General features: G+C 64.1%; 14 protein-coding genes and 1 tRNA gene. 2 read left to right on the forward strand and 13 right to left on the reverse strand.

Annotated elements, in window-relative coordinates:
- Positions 1-121 precede the first annotated feature (121 nt).
- Complete coding sequence (locus FOC40_RS07620) at positions 122-2,005, forward strand: AMP-dependent synthetase/ligase (RefSeq protein WP_003795007.1); 1,884 nt, start codon at positions 122-124, stop codon at positions 2,003-2,005.
- A gap of 106 nt (positions 2,006-2,111) precedes the next feature.
- Here the strand turns inward: FOC40_RS07620 and FOC40_RS07625 are convergent, their stop codons facing one another.
- The 5 genes from FOC40_RS07625 to FOC40_RS07645 form a co-directional block, all read right to left on the reverse strand.
- Positions 2,112-3,320: an ABC transporter permease gene (locus FOC40_RS07625; RefSeq protein ID WP_003792991.1), complete on the reverse strand. Its 1,209-nt coding sequence runs from the start codon at positions 3,318-3,320 to the stop codon at positions 2,112-2,114.
- Positions 3,310-4,008, reverse strand: coding sequence for an ABC transporter ATP-binding protein (locus tag FOC40_RS07630; protein WP_003795005.1), 699 nt, complete (start codon positions 4,006-4,008; stop codon positions 3,310-3,312). Before FOC40_RS07630 ends, FOC40_RS07625 begins: the two co-directional genes overlap by 11 nt.
- Positions 4,005-5,039 (reverse strand): peptidoglycan-binding protein, encoded by a 1,035-nt coding sequence (locus FOC40_RS07635; protein ID WP_003795003.1) that lies wholly within the window; start codon positions 5,037-5,039, stop codon positions 4,005-4,007. Before FOC40_RS07635 ends, FOC40_RS07630 begins: the two co-directional genes overlap by 4 nt.
- Before the next feature lie 38 nt (positions 5,040-5,077).
- Positions 5,078-5,554 carry a hypothetical protein gene (locus FOC40_RS07640; RefSeq protein WP_003792994.1) on the reverse strand — a complete coding sequence of 159 codons (477 nt, stop codon included), beginning with the start codon at positions 5,552-5,554 and terminating at the stop codon, positions 5,078-5,080.
- A gap of 397 nt (positions 5,555-5,951) precedes the next feature.
- On the reverse strand, positions 5,952-7,394 hold the full coding sequence (locus FOC40_RS07645) for a glycoside-pentoside-hexuronide (GPH):cation symporter (protein ID WP_003795001.1): 1,443 nt from the start codon (positions 7,392-7,394) through the stop codon (positions 5,952-5,954).
- Positions 7,395-7,581: 187 nt separating this feature from the next.
- Here FOC40_RS07645 and FOC40_RS07650 point away from each other — a divergent pair, with 187 nt between their 5' ends.
- Positions 7,582-10,626 carry a glycoside hydrolase family 2 TIM barrel-domain containing protein gene (locus tag FOC40_RS07650; RefSeq protein WP_003794999.1) on the forward strand — a complete coding sequence of 1,015 codons (3,045 nt, stop codon included), beginning with the start codon at positions 7,582-7,584 and terminating at the stop codon, positions 10,624-10,626.
- Between the two features lie 60 nt (positions 10,627-10,686).
- On the opposite strand, the gene FOC40_RS07655 is transcribed toward FOC40_RS07650, so the two are convergent.
- The 8 genes from FOC40_RS07655 to FOC40_RS07690 all read right to left on the reverse strand — a co-directional run bounded on the left by FOC40_RS07655 (position 10,687) and on the right by FOC40_RS07690 (position 17,252).
- Positions 10,687-11,712 carry a LacI family DNA-binding transcriptional regulator gene (locus FOC40_RS07655; protein ID WP_003794996.1) on the reverse strand — a complete coding sequence of 342 codons (1,026 nt, stop codon included), beginning with the start codon at positions 11,710-11,712 and terminating at the stop codon, positions 10,687-10,689.
- A gap of 222 nt (positions 11,713-11,934) precedes the next feature.
- On the reverse strand, positions 11,935-12,291 hold the full coding sequence (locus tag FOC40_RS07660; RefSeq protein ID WP_003792998.1) for a chorismate mutase: 357 nt from the start codon (positions 12,289-12,291) through the stop codon (positions 11,935-11,937).
- Positions 12,292-12,337: 46 nt separating this feature from the next.
- Positions 12,338-13,597 (reverse strand): ATP-dependent Clp protease ATP-binding subunit ClpX, encoded by a 1,260-nt coding sequence (clpX, locus tag FOC40_RS07665; RefSeq protein WP_003794994.1) that lies wholly within the window; start codon positions 13,595-13,597, stop codon positions 12,338-12,340.
- Between the two features lie 240 nt (positions 13,598-13,837).
- Positions 13,838-14,482 (reverse strand): ATP-dependent Clp protease proteolytic subunit, encoded by a 645-nt coding sequence (locus FOC40_RS07670; protein ID WP_003794993.1) that lies wholly within the window; start codon positions 14,480-14,482, stop codon positions 13,838-13,840.
- Positions 14,482-15,093: an ATP-dependent Clp protease proteolytic subunit gene (locus tag FOC40_RS07675; protein WP_039929316.1), complete on the reverse strand. Its 612-nt coding sequence runs from the start codon at positions 15,091-15,093 to the stop codon at positions 14,482-14,484. Before FOC40_RS07675 ends, FOC40_RS07670 begins: the two co-directional genes overlap by 1 nt.
- Positions 15,094-15,306: 213 nt before the next feature.
- Positions 15,307-16,626, reverse strand: coding sequence for a trigger factor (gene tig, locus FOC40_RS07680; protein WP_003794989.1), 1,320 nt, complete (start codon positions 16,624-16,626; stop codon positions 15,307-15,309).
- Positions 16,627-16,844: 218 nt separating this feature from the next.
- Positions 16,845-17,105 (reverse strand): FMN-dependent dehydrogenase, encoded by a 261-nt coding sequence (locus FOC40_RS07685; protein WP_131240516.1) that lies wholly within the window; start codon positions 17,103-17,105, stop codon positions 16,845-16,847.
- A 70-nt stretch (positions 17,106-17,175) separates the two neighbouring features.
- Positions 17,176-17,252 (reverse strand) — tRNA-Pro (locus FOC40_RS07690).
- Positions 17,253-17,290 lie beyond the last annotated feature (38 nt).

Below are 17,290 nucleotides of genomic sequence, written 5' to 3' on the forward strand. Positions count from 1 at the left end.
ACCAACGCTAAAGACGCTCCCTCTCCCCCACCCTACGGGAGCGTAGGATAGCGGGTAACAGCAACGACGCCACGGCCTCGCAGGCTTCGTGGCGTTCCCGCCAAAACTCCAGGGAGCACGCATGTCCACGATCAACACCCCGGCCTCGTCCAACGACGATGAGACGACGCCGGCGCAGACGACCACCGAGGCCCTCGAGTGGCACGCTCCCGTCCTGGTGCGTGTCGACGAGCACACGACGATCCTCCACCTGCTCAAAGAGCGCGTGCAGCGCGGCGCGACCCGCCCGCTGATCCTGCGCAAGATCGGTATCGGCGACACGTGGCGCTCCATCACGGCGCGCGAGTTCTACGACGAGGTCCAGTCGGTGGCCGCCGGCCTCATCGCGCGAGGCCTCGAGCCCGGAGACCGCGTCGCCATCATGAGCCGCACCCGCTACGAGTGGACGCTCCTGGACTTCGCGTGCTGGGCCGCAGCCCTGGTCCCCGTGCCCATCTACGAAACCAGCTCCATCGACCAGGTCGCCCACGTCCTCAACGACGCGGACGTCCACCTCATCATCACCGAGACCGTGTCCATGGCGGAGATCGTACGCGCGGCCGCGCAGCGCGAACACAGGACGAACACGGACGTGCTCTCCCTGGACTCCGAGGCCATCGAGACCCTCATCGCGGAAGGCGCGGCCACGCCCCGCGACCGCGTCGCCGCACGAGCAGACGCCCTCACGAAGGACGACATCGCGACCATCGTCTACACCTCGGGCACGACGGGCACCCCCAAGGGAACGGTTCTGTCCCACGAGAACTTCACGAACCTGTGCCTCAACGCCCACGCGTGGATGCCCGAGATCGCAGCAGGCAAGGACTCGCGCCTGCTCCTGTTTCTGCCGCTGGCCCACGTGTTCGCTCGCTTCCTGCAGGTCTTCCAGATCAGCGGAAACGGAGTCCTCGGCCACGCCTCCAACATCAAGAACCTGCTCAACGACCTCGCCTCCTTCAAGCCCAGCTACCTCCTGGTGGTCCCGCGCGTGCTGGAGAAGATCTACAACTCGGCGGACACGAAGGCTTCCGGCCCCAAGCGCAAGATCTTCCGCTGGGCCGCGAAGGTAGCGATCGCATACTCGCGCGCCCTCGACACCGAGGAAGGCCCGAGCGCCTCCCTCAAGGCCCAGCACGCGCTCGCCGACAGGCTCGTCTACCAGCAGATCATCCGCCTGGTGGGCGGCAACGCCGACTACATCGTCTCCGGCGGCGCGCCCCTGGCGACCTGGCTGGCCCACTTCTACCGCGGGGTGGGTATCCCCGTCCTGGAGGGCTACGGCCTCACCGAAACGGTCGGCCCGGTCTCGGTGAATACGCCGCGCCTGTCCAAGATCGGGACCGTCGGCCCGGCCCTGCCTCCCATGTCCTTCAAGATCAGCGACGAGGGCGAGATCCTGCTCAAGGGCCCCAGCGTCTTCCAGCGCTACCACAACGATCCGGGCGCCACGGCCGCCTGCTTCACCGAGGACGGGTGGTTCCGCACCGGCGATCTGGGGTCCCTGGACCGCGACGGCTACGTGTCGATCACGGGGCGCGCCAAGGAGATCATCGTGACGGCCGGCGGCAAGAACGTCGCGCCCGCGGCGCTGGAAAACCCGATGCGCTCCCACCCGCTCATCTCCCAGGTCCTGGTCGTGGGCGACCAGCGTCCCTTCGTCGCCGCGCTCATTACCCTGGACGCGGAGATGTTACCCGACTGGCTCGCCGCGCACTCCCTGCCTCCGATGAGCGTGGCCGAGGCGGCCACCAACGTCGAGGTCCTCGCCTCCTTGGAAAAGGCCGTGGCCTCGGCGAACGAGCATGTCTCGCGCGCCGAATCGATCCGCAAGATCAAAGTCCTCACGACCGACTTCACGGAGGCCAACGGCCTGCTGACGCCCTCCCTGAAGGTCAAGCGCCTGGAGGCCACGCGCCGCCTCGCGCCGATTATCGATGAGATCTACGGCGGTCCCGTGCAGGACTGACGCACGCACGACCGAGACGCCCATAGACGAGGCCGTGGCCGGCTCGCGCTCCCCCGCTCAGTGTCGGGGTTGGCGAGCCGGCCACGGCTTTATCGGATGGGCTCTCCTACTGCGAGGCGAGCGCCGCGGTAGGCGGCGTGCGGGCCGCTCGGATCGCGGGGTAGAGCCCGGCGACGGCGCCGATGAGGAGAGTGGCGCCCAGGCCTGCGGCGATCACCCACCAGTGCAGGGTGGGAGGCCAGCCGTAGACGTAACACATGCCCCAGGTGACGCCCGCACCGATGAGGCATCCAGCGAGTCCTCCAAGGAAGGACAGGAGCAGTGCTTCGGCCAGGAACTGAACGGTGATGTGGCCGCGCTTGGCACCCAGGGAGCGGCGCAGGCCGATCTCCTTGCGGCGTTCCAGCACGGAAATAATCATCGTGTTCGCCACTCCGATGCCGCCCACGAGCAGGGCGATCGAGCCGACACCTGCGAGCAGGGTCGTCAGGGTCTGGTCGGCCGCGTTCTGGGCCGCCAGCGCGTCGGAGGGGCGCGAGACCTTCAGGCCGGTGGCCCCCTGCGGGGCCAGAGTCGGACCCAGGAGCTCTCGCACCGTCTCAACCTGTGCCTCGGTGGAGCGCTCGTAGATAGTCGTGGGCGTCTTGCCTGCATCGAAAAGCGAGTTCGCGGCGGGCACGCCGATCAACGCGGCGTTGTCGAGTTCCTCGGCCAGGGGCGCGTGTTCCATAATGCCCAGGACCGTGAAGGAGCGCCCTCCAAGCCACACCTGGGTGCCCGGCTCGACGACGCCGAGGAGCGCGGCGGCCTTCGAGCCCAGGACGACGCCCGGGTAGCGAGCAGTGGCATCATTGAGCCAAGACCCGCTCTTCATGGTGCCCGAAATGACCTTGAGTAGGTTCGTATCGGCAGCCATCGTGAGGATACCACCGGTTGCGTTCGGGTCTGACAGTCGCGAACGGTACACGGAGATGCCGTTGAGCGTCGAGGTCGAAGCCGCGTCGGTCACGCCCGGGATCATACGGACTCGTCCCACGGAGTCTTCGGGTAGGATCAGATCCTGGCCACTCAGGTCAGCCCCGCTGCGCGCGGTCAGCATGTTCGTTCCCAGCGCCCGCAGCTGCTCTTGCAAGCGCGCCTGCGAGGATGCTGACACGCCGACAACGCCGACCATCGCCGCAATGCCGATCGCGATGCCCAGGGCCGAAAGGATTGCTCGCATGGGCCGGGCACGCAGCCCGGTCAGGCCGAGGCGAGCAACGTCGGAGGCGCGCAGCGCGGAACGGCCGGCTCCCGAATTCTTCTTACTCGTCATGGCCACCTCCCGAGTGCGCAGAGTCGGAAACGATCTCGCCATCACGGATGGCGATCTGGCGAGGCAGCGACGCTGCCAAGTCGTTGTCGTGAGTGATCACGATGATGGTGGTGCCGGCATCGTTGAGCTCTCGCAACAGCTCAACGATCGAAGCACCCGAACGCGAGTCGAGATTGCCGGTAGGCTCATCAGCCAACAGCAGGGCTGGGTGGCCGATGATGGCCCTGGCGATAGCGACCCTCTGGCGTTCGCCGCCCGACATCTGGTGGGGCTTGTGGTCCATGCGGTGCCCCAGCCCCACGCGGGTCAAGGCTTCGCGGGCCGCCTCACGCCGCTTGGCTCGCGGCACGCCCCGGTAGAGCAGGCCGTCGGCGACGTTATCCAGGGCGGACACGCCGGCCGTGAGGTGGAACTGCTGGAACACGAACCCAATCAGGGAGGAGCGCACGCCCGACAGTTCGGTGTCTCGCAGGGAGGACACGTCCGTGCCGTTGATGCACACGCTTCCCGAGGTGGGCCGATCCAGCGTTCCGATCAGGTTGAGCAGGGTGGATTTACCAGAGCCTGAGGGGCCCACGATGGCGACGAACTCACCCTCGTCGACGCTCAGGGATACTCCGTTGCAGGCGTGCACGGGCGGCGAGCCAAACGACCGGTGCACGTCGGTCAGTTGCAGAATGTGGCTCATCGGTTGGGCACCACCACGCGCTGGCCTTCGGCGATCTCATCGCCGCTCACTTCGACGCGGTCACCCGCGAACAGGCCGACGGTGACGGGAACCCGACGAACTTCGCCCTTCTCATCCACAACCTCGACTCCGAACTGGTCGGTGCTGAGAGCAACGAGGGCACCCAAGGGCACGGACAGGACACCCTTGCGGGTCTCAGAGGTCAGGCCCAGGGAGACGGAGGCCTCCTGGAAGCCTTCCAGGGCGGAGGTGTCATCGGGGGTGACGGTGATCGGGATGATCCTCTCCTTATTCGTCTCCTTGCTGCCTTCTTCGCTTTCCTTCTCACGGGGCGGTTCCACGGAGGTGATCGTCCCGGTCGTTGTCGTCGCCGAACCGGGTAGGCGCACGGTGACGGAATTGCCGACGACGCCGAGCGCCTGGTCGGAGAGCTTCAGGTTCGCGGAAATCACCTGACGCGACGACGAGGCAGTGAACAGCTCCGTCTCCATCGTGGCGCTGGTGCCGACGCGGGCCTTAAGCGCACCGATGCGCAGGTCTTCAGGGGCGAAGAGCACGGTGCCCAGCGGCAGGGAGCCGCTTTGGGGCAGAGACAGGGCCTTTTGCCACCTCTTGATCGCAGCGATGGTGTTCCAGTCGAAGTGGGCGTTGGGGGTGGCTTCGAAGTAGCCGAGCTCCGACAGCGCGGTCTCCAGCTGGGTGACGTCCTCGCCGTCGCTCATGCCCTCCTCGAACGCGCGCCAGGCGGGGGTGGAGCCGTGGAGCAGGTACGTGTTGTTGCCGGCGACCGTGTACACGTGCGATCCCTGGGTGAGGGTCGTGCCGGGCGTAGGCAGGGCGGTGACGACGCCTTCGAAGGCGCTCTTGAGGGTGTAGGAGTCGGCGTAGTGGAGGGACCCCTGGACGGTGGTCTCACCGACCAGGTCTCCGCGGGTGACGGTCGCGGTGGCACCGTTAAAGGACTGCGGGGCATCGGCCTCGGCTTGAGCGCCCAAGCAGGCCGACAGGGTCATTCCCGCGACCGCCACCATCGCTAGTGCTGCGGCGAAGCGTGGGGTGCGTAGACAATTCACTTCGCGCCTCCGGGGTTACCGAAGCACTTGTTGAGAGCATCCTGCGGGATGTCCTGGATGTTGACGCCCTTGCCCGGCTCGGGGTCCTTCACGTCGTAACCAAGATCGCGCAGGCACTGGGCGCCCTTGACGAGGGCTTCACGTCCATTCGGATCCTTCGTCAGATCGTCGTCGCCCGTCAGACCCGACACCTTCGTCATGCACTCGTTGAGTGCCGAATTGAAAGCATCGGAGTTGTCCTTGATCTGCTCGGGCGTCAGCCCGGTGTCGGGAACATCGAAGCCCTTCTCACGCATGCACTGAGCGAAAACCAGGTTGGGGTCGTTGCTGGCCGCGTTGGTGGCCGCCGAACTTGGGCTCTTAGTGCTGGAGGCGGACGAGCCGGTCGAGCCGGTCGAGCCGCATGCGCTGAGGGCCGCTGCCAGGGTGATGGCGATGACGGCGAGGGCGCTCGTCTGGGCGCGATTCTTCATCGAAAACTCCTTGAGGACTGCTTATCGGCAATGGTTCTCACTGCCTGTATAGATTACAGTCCACAACCCTGAAAGCTACCTGAAAACTATCCGGGAGCCTTCGCAGAATTTCATCAGACAACCCTGAGAGGTCCTCACAGCCACACACCGACAGAAACCACTGTCATGTCCAACTCCTCGCGAGCATATCTCACTCACACCCCAAGGACCTTGGAATACCGATGATCTAATGTCGACACCCGAACGCGATGCAGCAGAGTTGCCTGTGGAATTGCAGACGAATCAGGAGGTAGCGAAACAGGCGGGGGACGACGAAGGCGTCCCCCGCCTCAACTCTCCCACGCGTCGCCCGGAGCATCTCACGAGTTGCCCCGAAGAGGCTGCGAATGTGGAAGTCTTAACCCTCCTTGTCAGAAGCGCTCGCCATGTTTTCTTCAAGGATGGACACGATCTCGCCGTGCTTGGCCTCGGTGAGAGTCACCTTGCGGGCGAAGACGATGAACGCAAGGACGACAACCACCAGCGGCACGTAGAACGCAGCCGCCTTGAACGTCTCGATGTTGCTGCTTGTCAGAAGCGAAGGATCGACGTCGTTGGTCATGGCGGCCACGATGGCGACGAAACCGACGATCGAGTTCGACAGCGCGCCTGCGATCTTATCGAGCATCGGACGCACGGAAAGCGTCACCGCCTCGTTGCGCTTGCCGGTCTTCCACTGGCCGTATTCGACGGAGTCGGTGATCGTCAGGATCGCCGTCATCTGGATGCAGGTGGCGGGCAGGTAGAAGAGCACCAGGGCAACGAAGACGACTACGAGGTTCGTCGAGAAGAAGATGAACAGGATGTAGGCGCAGGCCATGAACGCCATGCCACCGAGGTAGAGGTAGCGGCGCGGGACGTGCCGGTTTATGACCGGGTATAGAGGCGTGACTGCAAGGCCGATGAGGAAGGCGATGATACCGACTACGGAGTAGATGTCCGGCTTTTGGAGGACGAACTTGAACAGATAGATCATGAATCCGGTCGTCGCGACATTCGCGATCGAGTACAGGACGTAGGACAAGGAGACCCAGAGGAGCTGGTCATTACGTCCGATCGCCTGGAAGGCCTGCAGGGGGTTGGACTTGTCGGCGGGATCGCGCAGCACGCTCTCCTCTTCGCGCGTTCCAAAAGCGACGGCCAGGCAGGTGACGATGCCAAGGATGGCGATCAAGGCACCGAAGCCGCTCCAGCCTGCCTGACTCTCGGAGCCTGCACCTGCAAGGGCACCGAAGAACGCGACGACGGGAACGACAATCGCGGTCACACCGTTGTAGCCGATCGAGCCCGTGAAGGTACCGAGGGCGGTGTACACGCTACGTTCCTGCGAAGACGAGGATAGGGCGGGGATCATTCCCCAGTAGGAGATGTCACGTAGGGAGTACAAAACGTCGAGGACCACGAAGACGATCACGAAGACAACGATGAACACGCCCTTGTTCACGTTGACGAGGCCGAAGAGTCCGGTGAAGATCGCGAAGAGTAGGATCGAGGATCCAACACCGCCGATGACCTGCCAGGGCTTGAAGCGCCCAAAACGCGAGTTCGTGTTGTCCACGAGGTTACCCAGGAGCGGATCGATGAAGATCTCAACAATCCTGATGATGAAGACGAGAGCCGTGATGATCGCGATCATCGCCTTGGCATCGGAGTCCTCGTAGTCACGGAACAGGGTCTGCGCCGCGTAGTAGGTGACAAAGAAGGTCGACAGCGCGTTGTAATACGCGGCCTGCCCGAGGTTGCCGATCGCGTAGCAGATTCGCGACACCCAGCTCTTGTTCGTTCCTTGTTCGTGTGCCATTGTCCCTCTCCTTTGAAGCAACACTTGCATGGACAGTCACAACTTAACATATTTACCTTGCAGCTCCAAGGTTATTTAGATCATATGAGCATTTACAAGTAACCTAATTGCGTATTTGTACACGGCAGGTTAATCTGTTCTCAGAGCACGATCGCTCCACCGCAACGTCGCACATCCGGAGGTCACCATGTTCCACACGCCCCATGTTTCCACCCCCACATCTGCTTGGCTCAGCGATCCACAGACCTTTGCCGTCAATCGACTTCCCGCCCGCTCTTCCCATGACTCAGACACACACCGCCAGAGCCTCGATGGAACCTGGGAGGTAGCACTCACCACCGCATCGCGCATCTGCCTCGTCTCCCCCACCGACTGCTTCTTAACCGAGGAAGCGTGCGACCTGCCCGTCCCCTCGACGCTCGAAGCGGAGGGACTGTGGCCACCGGCCTACGTCAACATCCAGATGCCGTGGGACGGACACGCTAATCCGACGGCTCCCAACTTTCCCGAGGACTGCCGAGTCGCCGTCTACCGTCGCCGATTCCACCTTGACGACGCCGTGCTGGAGAGTCTCAAGGCACGCGGCAGCGTACGCCTGCGTTTTGAAGGCTTCGCGACCGCGCTCTACGTGTGGGTCGACGGTGCGTTCGTCGGATACTGCGAGGATGGCTACACTGCGAGTGAGTTCGAGGTGATGCAGGCTCTCAATAGCGATAGCGGCACGGAGGAACACGAGCTCGTGGTCGCGTGCTACGAGCACTCGAGCGCTTCCTGGCTTGAAGGACAGGATTCGTGGCGTTTCCACGGCCTGTTCCGCTCCGTTTACCTGATCGCGCTGCCGGTGTGCCACATCGAAAACCTAATGGTGGACACGGACTACGACGCAGCGACGGGCATGGGCACCCTGGACATTAAGGCCGACATCTGCGGCATCGATGCTGACGTCACCATCAGCGCCGAACTTACGGACCGCTCGGCCACCGTCGTGTGGAGCCACCGCAGCCCCACGAGGGAGCCCGTCATTGAGCTGAGCGGTGTTCTATCCAAGATTTGCCCATGGACGGCGGAGGACCCGGCGCTCTACACGCTGAGCGTGGCTCTTCTCGATGCGGACGGACACACGCACGAGGTCGTGAGCCAGCGCGTGGGCTTCCGCCGTTTTGAGATCGTCGACGGCGTGTTCACTCTCAACGATCAGCGCCTGATCTTCCGAGGAGTGAACCGTCACGAGTTCAGCCCATACACGGGCCGCACGATGGCGATGGAGGACATGGTCACGGATGTACGACTGTGCAAACAGCTCAACATCAACGCCATTCGCACGAGCCACTACCCTAACGACACGCGATTCCTCGATCTGTGTGACGAATACGGCCTGTACGTCATCGACGAGGCGAACCTGGAGACGCACGGCTCATGGTGCACACCAGGCGATATTCCCACACCCGAGACGGCCATCCCGGACTCGAAGATGGAGTGGGAGAACGCATGCGTGGATCGCGTGGAGTCGATGGTGCGCCAGGACCGCAACCACGCCAGTGTGCTCATCTGGTCACTGGGTAACGAGTCCTACGGCGGCGAGGTGTTCCGCAGCATGTACCGACGCTGTCACGAGCTGGACGAGGCCCGTCCAGTTCACTACGAGGGCGTGACATGGGATCGCGAGTTCGACGATGCCTCGGATATCGAGTCGCGCATGTACGCCCATCCCGACGCTATTGAGGAGTACCTGCGCTGTGAGCCGGCAAAGCCCTACCTCTCGTGCGAGTACATGCACTCAATGGGTAACTCAGTGGGAGGCTTGCAACTGTACACGGACCTCGAGCGTTACCCCGAGTACGGCGGCGGCTTCATCTGGGACTTCATCGATCAGGCTCTGTACCATGAGCCGACCGCCGGATCGGGCGGAGAGTTCCTGGCCTACGGCGGCGACTTCGGTGATCGTCCTTGTGACTGGGAGTTCTCGTGCGACGGCATCGTTTTCGCGGATCGTACGCCCAAGCCTCAGGCGCAGGCGGTCAAGGCTCTCTACGCCCCGGTGACACTCACCCCCAGCGCGCAGGGCATACGTCTGGGTATACTCACCCTTCCCGCTCCGCTTGAGCACCTGAGAGTGCGCGCCCGCGTGCTCGCGGACGGCGAGGTCGCATGGGAGGCCGAGTACGAGGCGGCATCCGCGAGCGGCCCGGAGGGCTTGGTCGAGGTACGTTGGCCCAGCGAGCTGTTGGGCGAGACAGCACGAGAAATTGTCCTGGAGGGGACGCTATATCTCGCCGCGCCTACCGCGTGGTGCGAGGCGGGGCACGTGGTGGCGGTGGGGCAATCGATCCACGCGCGCCCGGAGCCGCCAACGGAGGAGATCGAGGGCGAGGCCGACTTCACGCTGGGACGCTGGAACGTCGGCATGCGTCACGGCGAGAGCGAGGCTCTGCTGTCTCGCACCGCCGGCGGCATCGTGCTGTGGAAACGCGGGGAGGAGGCCATGGTGCTCTTCCCGCCTCGCCTAACGACGTTCCGTCCCCTCACAGACAATGACCGCGGGGCCGGCCACGGTTTCGAGCGTGCATGCTGGACGACCGCCGGTGCCTACGCCCGCTGCGTGGACACACGGGTTGAGCCCCGTGAAGGCGGCGTCGTTGTCACCTACGACTACCAGTTGGCCAGCCTGGACAATGTCATCGTTCCCGTGCGCTACGAGCTGCGTACCGATGGAACGATCCGCCTGACGGCAACCTACCCGGGTGCCCAGAACCTGCCGACGATGCCCTGTTTCGGCCTCGAGTGGGCTCTACCTTCCTCGATTGACCGGCTGCGTTTCTACGGCCTCGGCCCTGTCGAGGCCTACGCGGATCGCCTAGCCGGCGCAAACCTGGGTGTGTGGGAACTCAGCGCCGCGCAGGGCCTGGCCCACTACGCGGTGCCGCAGGAGTGTGGCTTCCACCCCGGTGTGCGCTGGTGCGATGCGACCGACGCCAACGGCCACGGGCTGCGCGTACAGGCCCGCGCCAACCTAGGCATCTCTCTCCTACCCTATTCGTCCGCGCAAATTGAGAACGCACGCCACTGGTGGGAACTTCCCGAGCCTTCGCAGCGTACCGCGACGTACCTGCGTCTGCTCAGCGCACAGATGGGCGTGGGCGGCGATGATTCGTGGGGTTCACCGGTCCACGACGAGTTCCAGATCGACGCGACGCACGAGCAGATCGTGGACGTGACGCTGTCTCTCCTGTGACGAGGCAACGCGGCGGCGGGGTGAGAAGCACACGCCGCCGCCACGTTGCGCGTCAGACGATCAGTTCCGGGGCGTGTCCTCGACGGGAATAAAGCTCTGCCGAGGCACCAGGCGCGTGGAGAGGAGCACGTGATGCTTGTGCCGGAACCGGCCGACAATCGCGTCGGAAAGAAGCATGAGGGCTGTCTCGGCGAGCTCTGAACGCTCAATCGCGTAGGAGCTGAGCGTGGGAGCCGTGTACTGACACACTTCGAGATTATCGATCGACAGGACCGCGACCTCCTCGGGAATCCTCACCCCACGGGCCACCAGCGCCTGGATGACGCCGACTGCCAAAGGATCTGCAGCCACGAGGATCGCGTCAGGCATCGCCTCCGCATGGGCATCCAGCAGAGCCTCGGCCTGGTCACGCCCGTTATCAACCGTGAATGGGCCGGACGCATACACGTACCCGTCGGTCGGCATCCCCAGCAGACGCGCCCACTCATCGAAAGCAAAGGTGCGAGGATCCCGTGCGAAGACGTGCGACCCCATCATGTGCCCGTCTCCACCGATAAAAGCGATACGCTCGCGCCCCTGCTCGCGCAGCGCGTAGATGGCCTCGATGACGGTTTGCTGCAGGTCGGGGCGCACCGAATGAAAGAGGGTGGGTGCGGGATTGATATCGATGAACACGCCGTGTGCCAGCGCCTCATGCAGCCTTTCAAGATCCTCACTCGCGATCGGAGCGGGCCCCAGGGAGACGAAGCCAGCGAAGTCATCACCGGCTTCGACCAGCGAGTCTACGTCGGAGAAGAAGGACAGGCTCATCATGTTTTTGACCGCGCATTCGCGCAGTGCGTCACGCACGTCTGCGAAGTAAGTGTCCTGGGGTCCGCGCGTCGCGTCGAAATTCTCCAGCACCGCCATCATCTGCGGAATTCCGGAGCGCGAGGAGCGCAGCGCGTAGCCGAGCTCATTGGCCACCTGAATAACGCGATGTCGGGTCGATTCTTTCGCGGTGAAGCTGGGATCCCCCGAGAGCACACGGGACACAGTCGCCTTCGAGTACCCTGTCGCCTTCGCGATATCACCTAGATTGACCATCAATCCCCATCCTGAAATGCCACGTGTTCAGCTCGTACAGTCTAGTCGAGAGGCAGAGAAAAGGCTGACACCACCGCCCCTCATCGCCAGCCACCGCAGTCGCATGCAATGCCTCACAAGCGCATCTCCCCATATCCCCTAAACCGCAGAATATCACCGATCCAATGTCGACACCTGAACGCGACGCAGGAGAATCGCCTGCGGAATTAATGAGGCAGGACTCTACAGACGCGGCCCCTCGTTGTACTCGGCCTTGATGTCCTCGTGGTGGCGGATGACCTCACGGACCATGAAGCCCAGGAACTTTTCGGCGAAATCAGGGTCGAGGCCGGAGGATGCTGCCAGGGTGCGCAGGCGCTCAACCTGGCGGGCCTCGCGGGCCGGATCGGCGGGAGGCAGGTCCAGCCGGGCCTTGATGTGCCCGACGCGCTGGGTGCAGCGGAAGCGCTCAGCGAGGATGTGCACGAGGGCAGCGTCGATGTTGTCGATCGTGGCGCGCGCATCCGCCAGCTCGGCGGGAACACCGCTCACTCCCAGGTCGGCCGAAGCGGCCACCGAGGCCTCGTCACGCTGTGCCATTGTTCCTCCCCTAGGGTCTCAACTGACCTCAGTGTAGCGGGAGAACTCAGGCGCTGCGCTTGCCTTCCGAGGAGGGCTCCGGGTAGAGCTCGGCGGGCCCCACGCCCTCGACTAGGTCGCGGGTGATAACCACGCGTGCGACGTCGTCGCGGCTGGGCAGGTCGAACATGAGATCCGACAGGGTCTGCTCCATGATCGACGACAGGCCACGGGCACCCGTCTTGCGCTCGTTCGCGCGAGCGGCGATCGCAAGGAGTGCCTCGTGCGTGAACTCCAGGTCCATGTTGTCCAGCTCGAAGAGGTGCTGGTACTGGCGCACAAGCGAGTTCGACGGCTCAGTGAGGACCCGGACGAGGTCCTCCTCCGTCAGCTCCTTGGTGGAGGTCAGGATGGGGAGTCGGCCGATGAACTCCGGGATCATGCCGAACTTGTGCAGATCCTCGGCGGAGACGGCCTCGTAGAGGTCACCCATCTCGGAGGTGCTCTTCAGCTCCGAACCGAAGCCCGTCGACCGGCGGCCCAGGCGGGCCTTCACGATGTCCTCGATGCCCGCGAACGCACCGGCCGCAATAAAGAGGATGCCGGAGGTGTCGATCTCGAGGAACTGCTGGTGGGGGTGCTTGCGTCCGCCCGTGGGGGGAACGGAGGCAACCGTGCCCTCGATGATCTTCAGGAGGGCCTGCTGGACGCCCTCACCCGACACGTCGCGGGTGATCGAGGCGTTCTCAGCCTTCCGGCCGATCTTGTCGATCTCGTCGACGTAGATGATGCCCTTCTCGGCCTTCTTGATATCGCCGTCGGCCTCCTGGATGAGGCGCAGGAGGATGTTCTCCACGTCCTCGCCCACGTAGCCGGCCTCAGTCAGAGCGGTCGCATCCACGATCGCGAAAGGCACGTCAAGGAGGCGGGCCAGGCATCGCGCCAGGTGGGTCTTGCCCGTGCCCGTGGGGCCCAGCAGCAGGATGTTGGACTTGGTACCCAGCATGTCCTCAGCATTGCCGACCTCGCGCGAGCGCACGCGCTTGTAGTGGTTATACACGGCCACCGACAGGGCGCGCTTGGCACGGTCCTGACCGATCACCCACGTGTTCAGGAATTCGTTGATTTCGCGCGGCTTAGGCAGCGGAGTCGCCGAGGAGGAGGACTGCTGAGCCCCCAGCTCCTCTTCGATGATCTCGTTACACAGCTCAATGCACTCGTCGCAGATGTACGCGCCGGAGCCGCCGATGAGCTTACGCACTTGCTTCTGGCTCTTCCCGCAGAAAGAGCACTTGAGCAGTTCCGCGCCATCAGTCAGACGAGCCACGAGACCTCCAAGGTGTTGAACGTTTTGCCGTTCGATCGGATACGCTTTCGCACTTGCTAGCAAACAACGTAGTGCACGCGGGGTAGTTTTCCGCTGAGCCACGCTTACTGTTATGAAATACTCACCCGCGGCCGACGACTGCCAGGGGGTACCCATGCGCACACTCGGGCAGCAACGAGGCCGTGGATCCGCCGCACTCACAAGCGCGGGGAGGCCACGGCCCCGTCGATAACGAAAGGGTCACAGAGCCTTACGAGACTCGAGCACCTGGTCGATCAGACCGTACTCGGCGGCCTGCGGGGCGGTCAGGATCTTGTCCCGCTCGATGTCGCGGCGCACCTGTTCCACCGGCTTGCCCGAATGCTTCGAGATAGTGTCCTCGAGCCATGCGCGCATGCGATCGATCTCGTCGGCGACGATCTGGATGTCCGAGGCCTGCCCCTGCATACCCTCCATCGCCGGCTGGTGGATGAGGACGCGGGCGTTGGGCAGCGCCAGGCGCTTGCCGGGCGAACCCGCTGCCAGCAGGACGGCCGCCGCCGAGGCGGCCTGGCCGAGGCACACCGTCTGGATCTGCGGCTTGATGTACTGCATCGTGTCGTAGATGGCGGTGAGCGCCGTGAAGGAACCGCCGGGCGAATTGATGTACATGGTGATCAGCGAATCGGGATCCTGGGACTCCAGGACCAGCAGCTGCGCCATGACGTCATCCGCGCTGGCGTCATCCACCTGAACGCCCAGGAACACGATGCGGTCCTCGAAGAGCTTGGTGTAGGGGTTCTGACGGCGGAAACCGTAGGCCGTGCGCTCCTCAAAGTCCGGCAAGACGTAGCGGGCCTGCGGCATCTGGCGGGCGACCGCCTCAAAGTAGGGCTGGGTGCTCATCAGTTCTCTCCTCGCGTTCCGATCTCCTGCGGGCTGTCGATCACGCGGTCGACGAAGCCGTACTCAAGGGCTTCCTGCGCAGTGAACCAGTGGTCGCGATCGCCGTCGGCCTCGACCTGCTCGACGGTCTTTCCCGTGCGCGCCGCGGTGATCGAAGCGAGTTCCTTCTTCATCCCGAGGATGAGATCAGCGTTGATGCGGATCTCGGTCGCGGAACCGCCCGCACCGCCCAGGGGCTGGTGCAGCAGCACGCGGGTGTGGGGGGTGATGTAGCGCTTGCCGGGGGCTCCCGCCGTCAGCAGGAACTGGCCCATCGACGCGGCCATGCCCATGCCGACCGTGACGACGTCGGGCTTGATGTACTGCATCGTGTCGTAGATGGCCATGCCGGCCGTCACCGAGCCGCCGGGCGAGTTGATGTACAGGTAGATGTCGCGGTCCGGGTCCTCGGCCGCGAGGAGCAGCAGCTGCGCGCAGATCACGTTCGCATTGTCATCGCGGACCTCGCCGCCCAGCCAGATGATGCGTTCCTTGAGCAGGCGCTGGTAGACCGAGTCACCCAGTCCCAGCTGCGAGCCTTCGCCGGCAGCCCCGGTATTGTGCACGCTCACGCGTACCTCCTCGTCTGTTCGCGGGCCCCGTCGGCCCATTGGTGTCAACCGTACCCGCTGCGCGCCCGCTCGTGCGCGCGCCGGGCCGTCGTTTCGCTGTCGGCACATGCATTGAGCACATGCGCTCGACACATGCACTGAGGGGGCGAGGCTCGCGCCCCACCCCCTCAGCCCGCGAGTTAGTCACTCGTCAGCGGGTATACCCGCCGCGGTTCACTCCTGCTCGTCGGCGACCTCGGTGATGATCTCCGCGCCCTCTTCGGCGGCGGGATCGGTGCCGAAGAACTTGCTCAGGTCGACGTCGGCGCCGTTGGCATCCTTGACGGTAACGACCTTCAGGGCCTCAATGAGGGCCTTGGAGCGACCCAGGTCGGCCACAACGTTGGCCATCTGCTGGGAGGAGGAGAACAGCTGGTTGATGTCGATGCCGAAGTTCTGCGACATCTGGATCGCGTAGTCGATCAGCTCCTGCTGGGAGACCTGCACGTCGAACTTCTTGGCCAGGGCCTCGGAGAGCAGCTCGGTGCGGATTTCCTTCTCGACGGCCTCGCGGGCTTCCTTCTTGGCCTTGGGCTTGGCGTCCTCGCCGACGCGGTGCTCGACCTGGTGGTCGACCGCGGACTCGGGCAGGACGATCTCGACCTTGTCCAGGAGGAGGTCGATGAGGGCATCGCGCGCGGCGAGGGCCTGCTGGGACTCCTTGGACTGGGCGGCCTGCTTCTTCAGGTCTTCCTTGAGCTCGTCGATGGTGTCGAACTCGGAGACCATCTGAGCGAAGTCATCGTCAGCCTTGGGCAGCTCGCGGGTCTTCATGGCCTTGATGGTGATGGTCACCTCGGCCTCTTCGCCCTCGTGCTCGCCACCCTTCAGCTTGGAGGTGAAGGTGACCTCTTCGCCGGCCTTGGTGCCGCGCAGGGCGGTGTCCTGGCCGTCAAGCATGGAGCCGGAGCCGATCTCGTAGGAGACGTCGGAGGCGGAGTCAACCTGCTTGCCGTCGATGGTGGCGACCAGGTCGATGGTCGCGAAGTCGCCGGTCTTGGCCTTGCGGTTGATGGTCTTGAGGGTCGCGAAGCGGCCGCGCAGGTCCTCAAGTTCCTTCTCGACGTCCTCTTCGGTGACCTCGGTGGGCTCGACCTCGACGACGAGCTTCTCGTCGATCTCGGGCAACTCGAAGGCGGGGACGACGTCAACCTCGGCAGTGAAGACGAGCTGGCCGCCCTGGGGGCCGGTCACGTTGGGGATTTCGGTGACGTCGACGGTGGGCTGAGCCATGGGGCGCAGGTCGTTCTCGTTGACGGCGTCGGAGTAGTAGCCGGGCAGGACCTGGTTGACGACCTGCTCGATGACGGCGGCGCGGCCGAAGCGCTGGTCGATGATGCGCGGAGGCACGTGGCCCTTACGGAAGCCGGGGATGTTGACCTGTCCGGCGATCTCCTTGTACGCCTTGTCCATTTCGGACTTCATTTCCTCGAAGGGAACCTCAACGGTCAGACGAACCTTGGTGGGCTCTAGGGTTTCAACGGTGCTCTTCACGTGCGTACGCTCCGTAGTCTACAAATCGGGGGAACGCCCATTTCGGGCGCATAACAACTCGCTTAGTGTACGCCACGACCCCGCTGATGTCCTCATTCGCGGGGCATTAGTGGGCATATCCACCCCTCTACAGCCACTTCAAGTGCGCAACGCCACACGGGCAGGTACCGTTCTCTTCTCATTCGCGAGGCCGGGGCCGCCCGCGCTCAGGGGCACACTCAGGGGGCGAGGTAATGGGAGCGCCCTCGCACGACGGCTGCCAGGCGGGCGCGGGGCACATCGGCGACGAGGCGCACGGCGGCGGCGATCTCGCCGTGAATAGCTCTCGCCTCGGTGTCATCTGTCGCGGTAAAGCGTGCGGTGACACGGGGCTGGCCGGAGGCTATGGCGATGTCCCAGGATTCGAGCCGGGTGACGGAGCGGGCGGCGGCCTCGATTTCTTCGGGGGCACGGCCGGGTGCCAGAGTCGTGACCGTCATGATGGTGCGATAGGACGGCATGGCACTCCCCCGGGATCGTATGAAAAAACCGCGGCGCTGTGGCCGCGGTTGGTCGGGGTGACAGGATTTGAACCTGCGACCCTCTGCTCCCAAAGCAGATGCGCTACCAAGCTGCGCTACACCCCGAGGACTACTGTCCGATGCCCCATCATACGGGAGGTGCG

Origin of the sequence: Schaalia odontolytica, from assembly GCF_009730335.1 — a bacterium.
Classification (GTDB): Bacteria; Actinomycetota; Actinomycetes; order Actinomycetales; family Actinomycetaceae; genus Pauljensenia; species Pauljensenia dentiphila.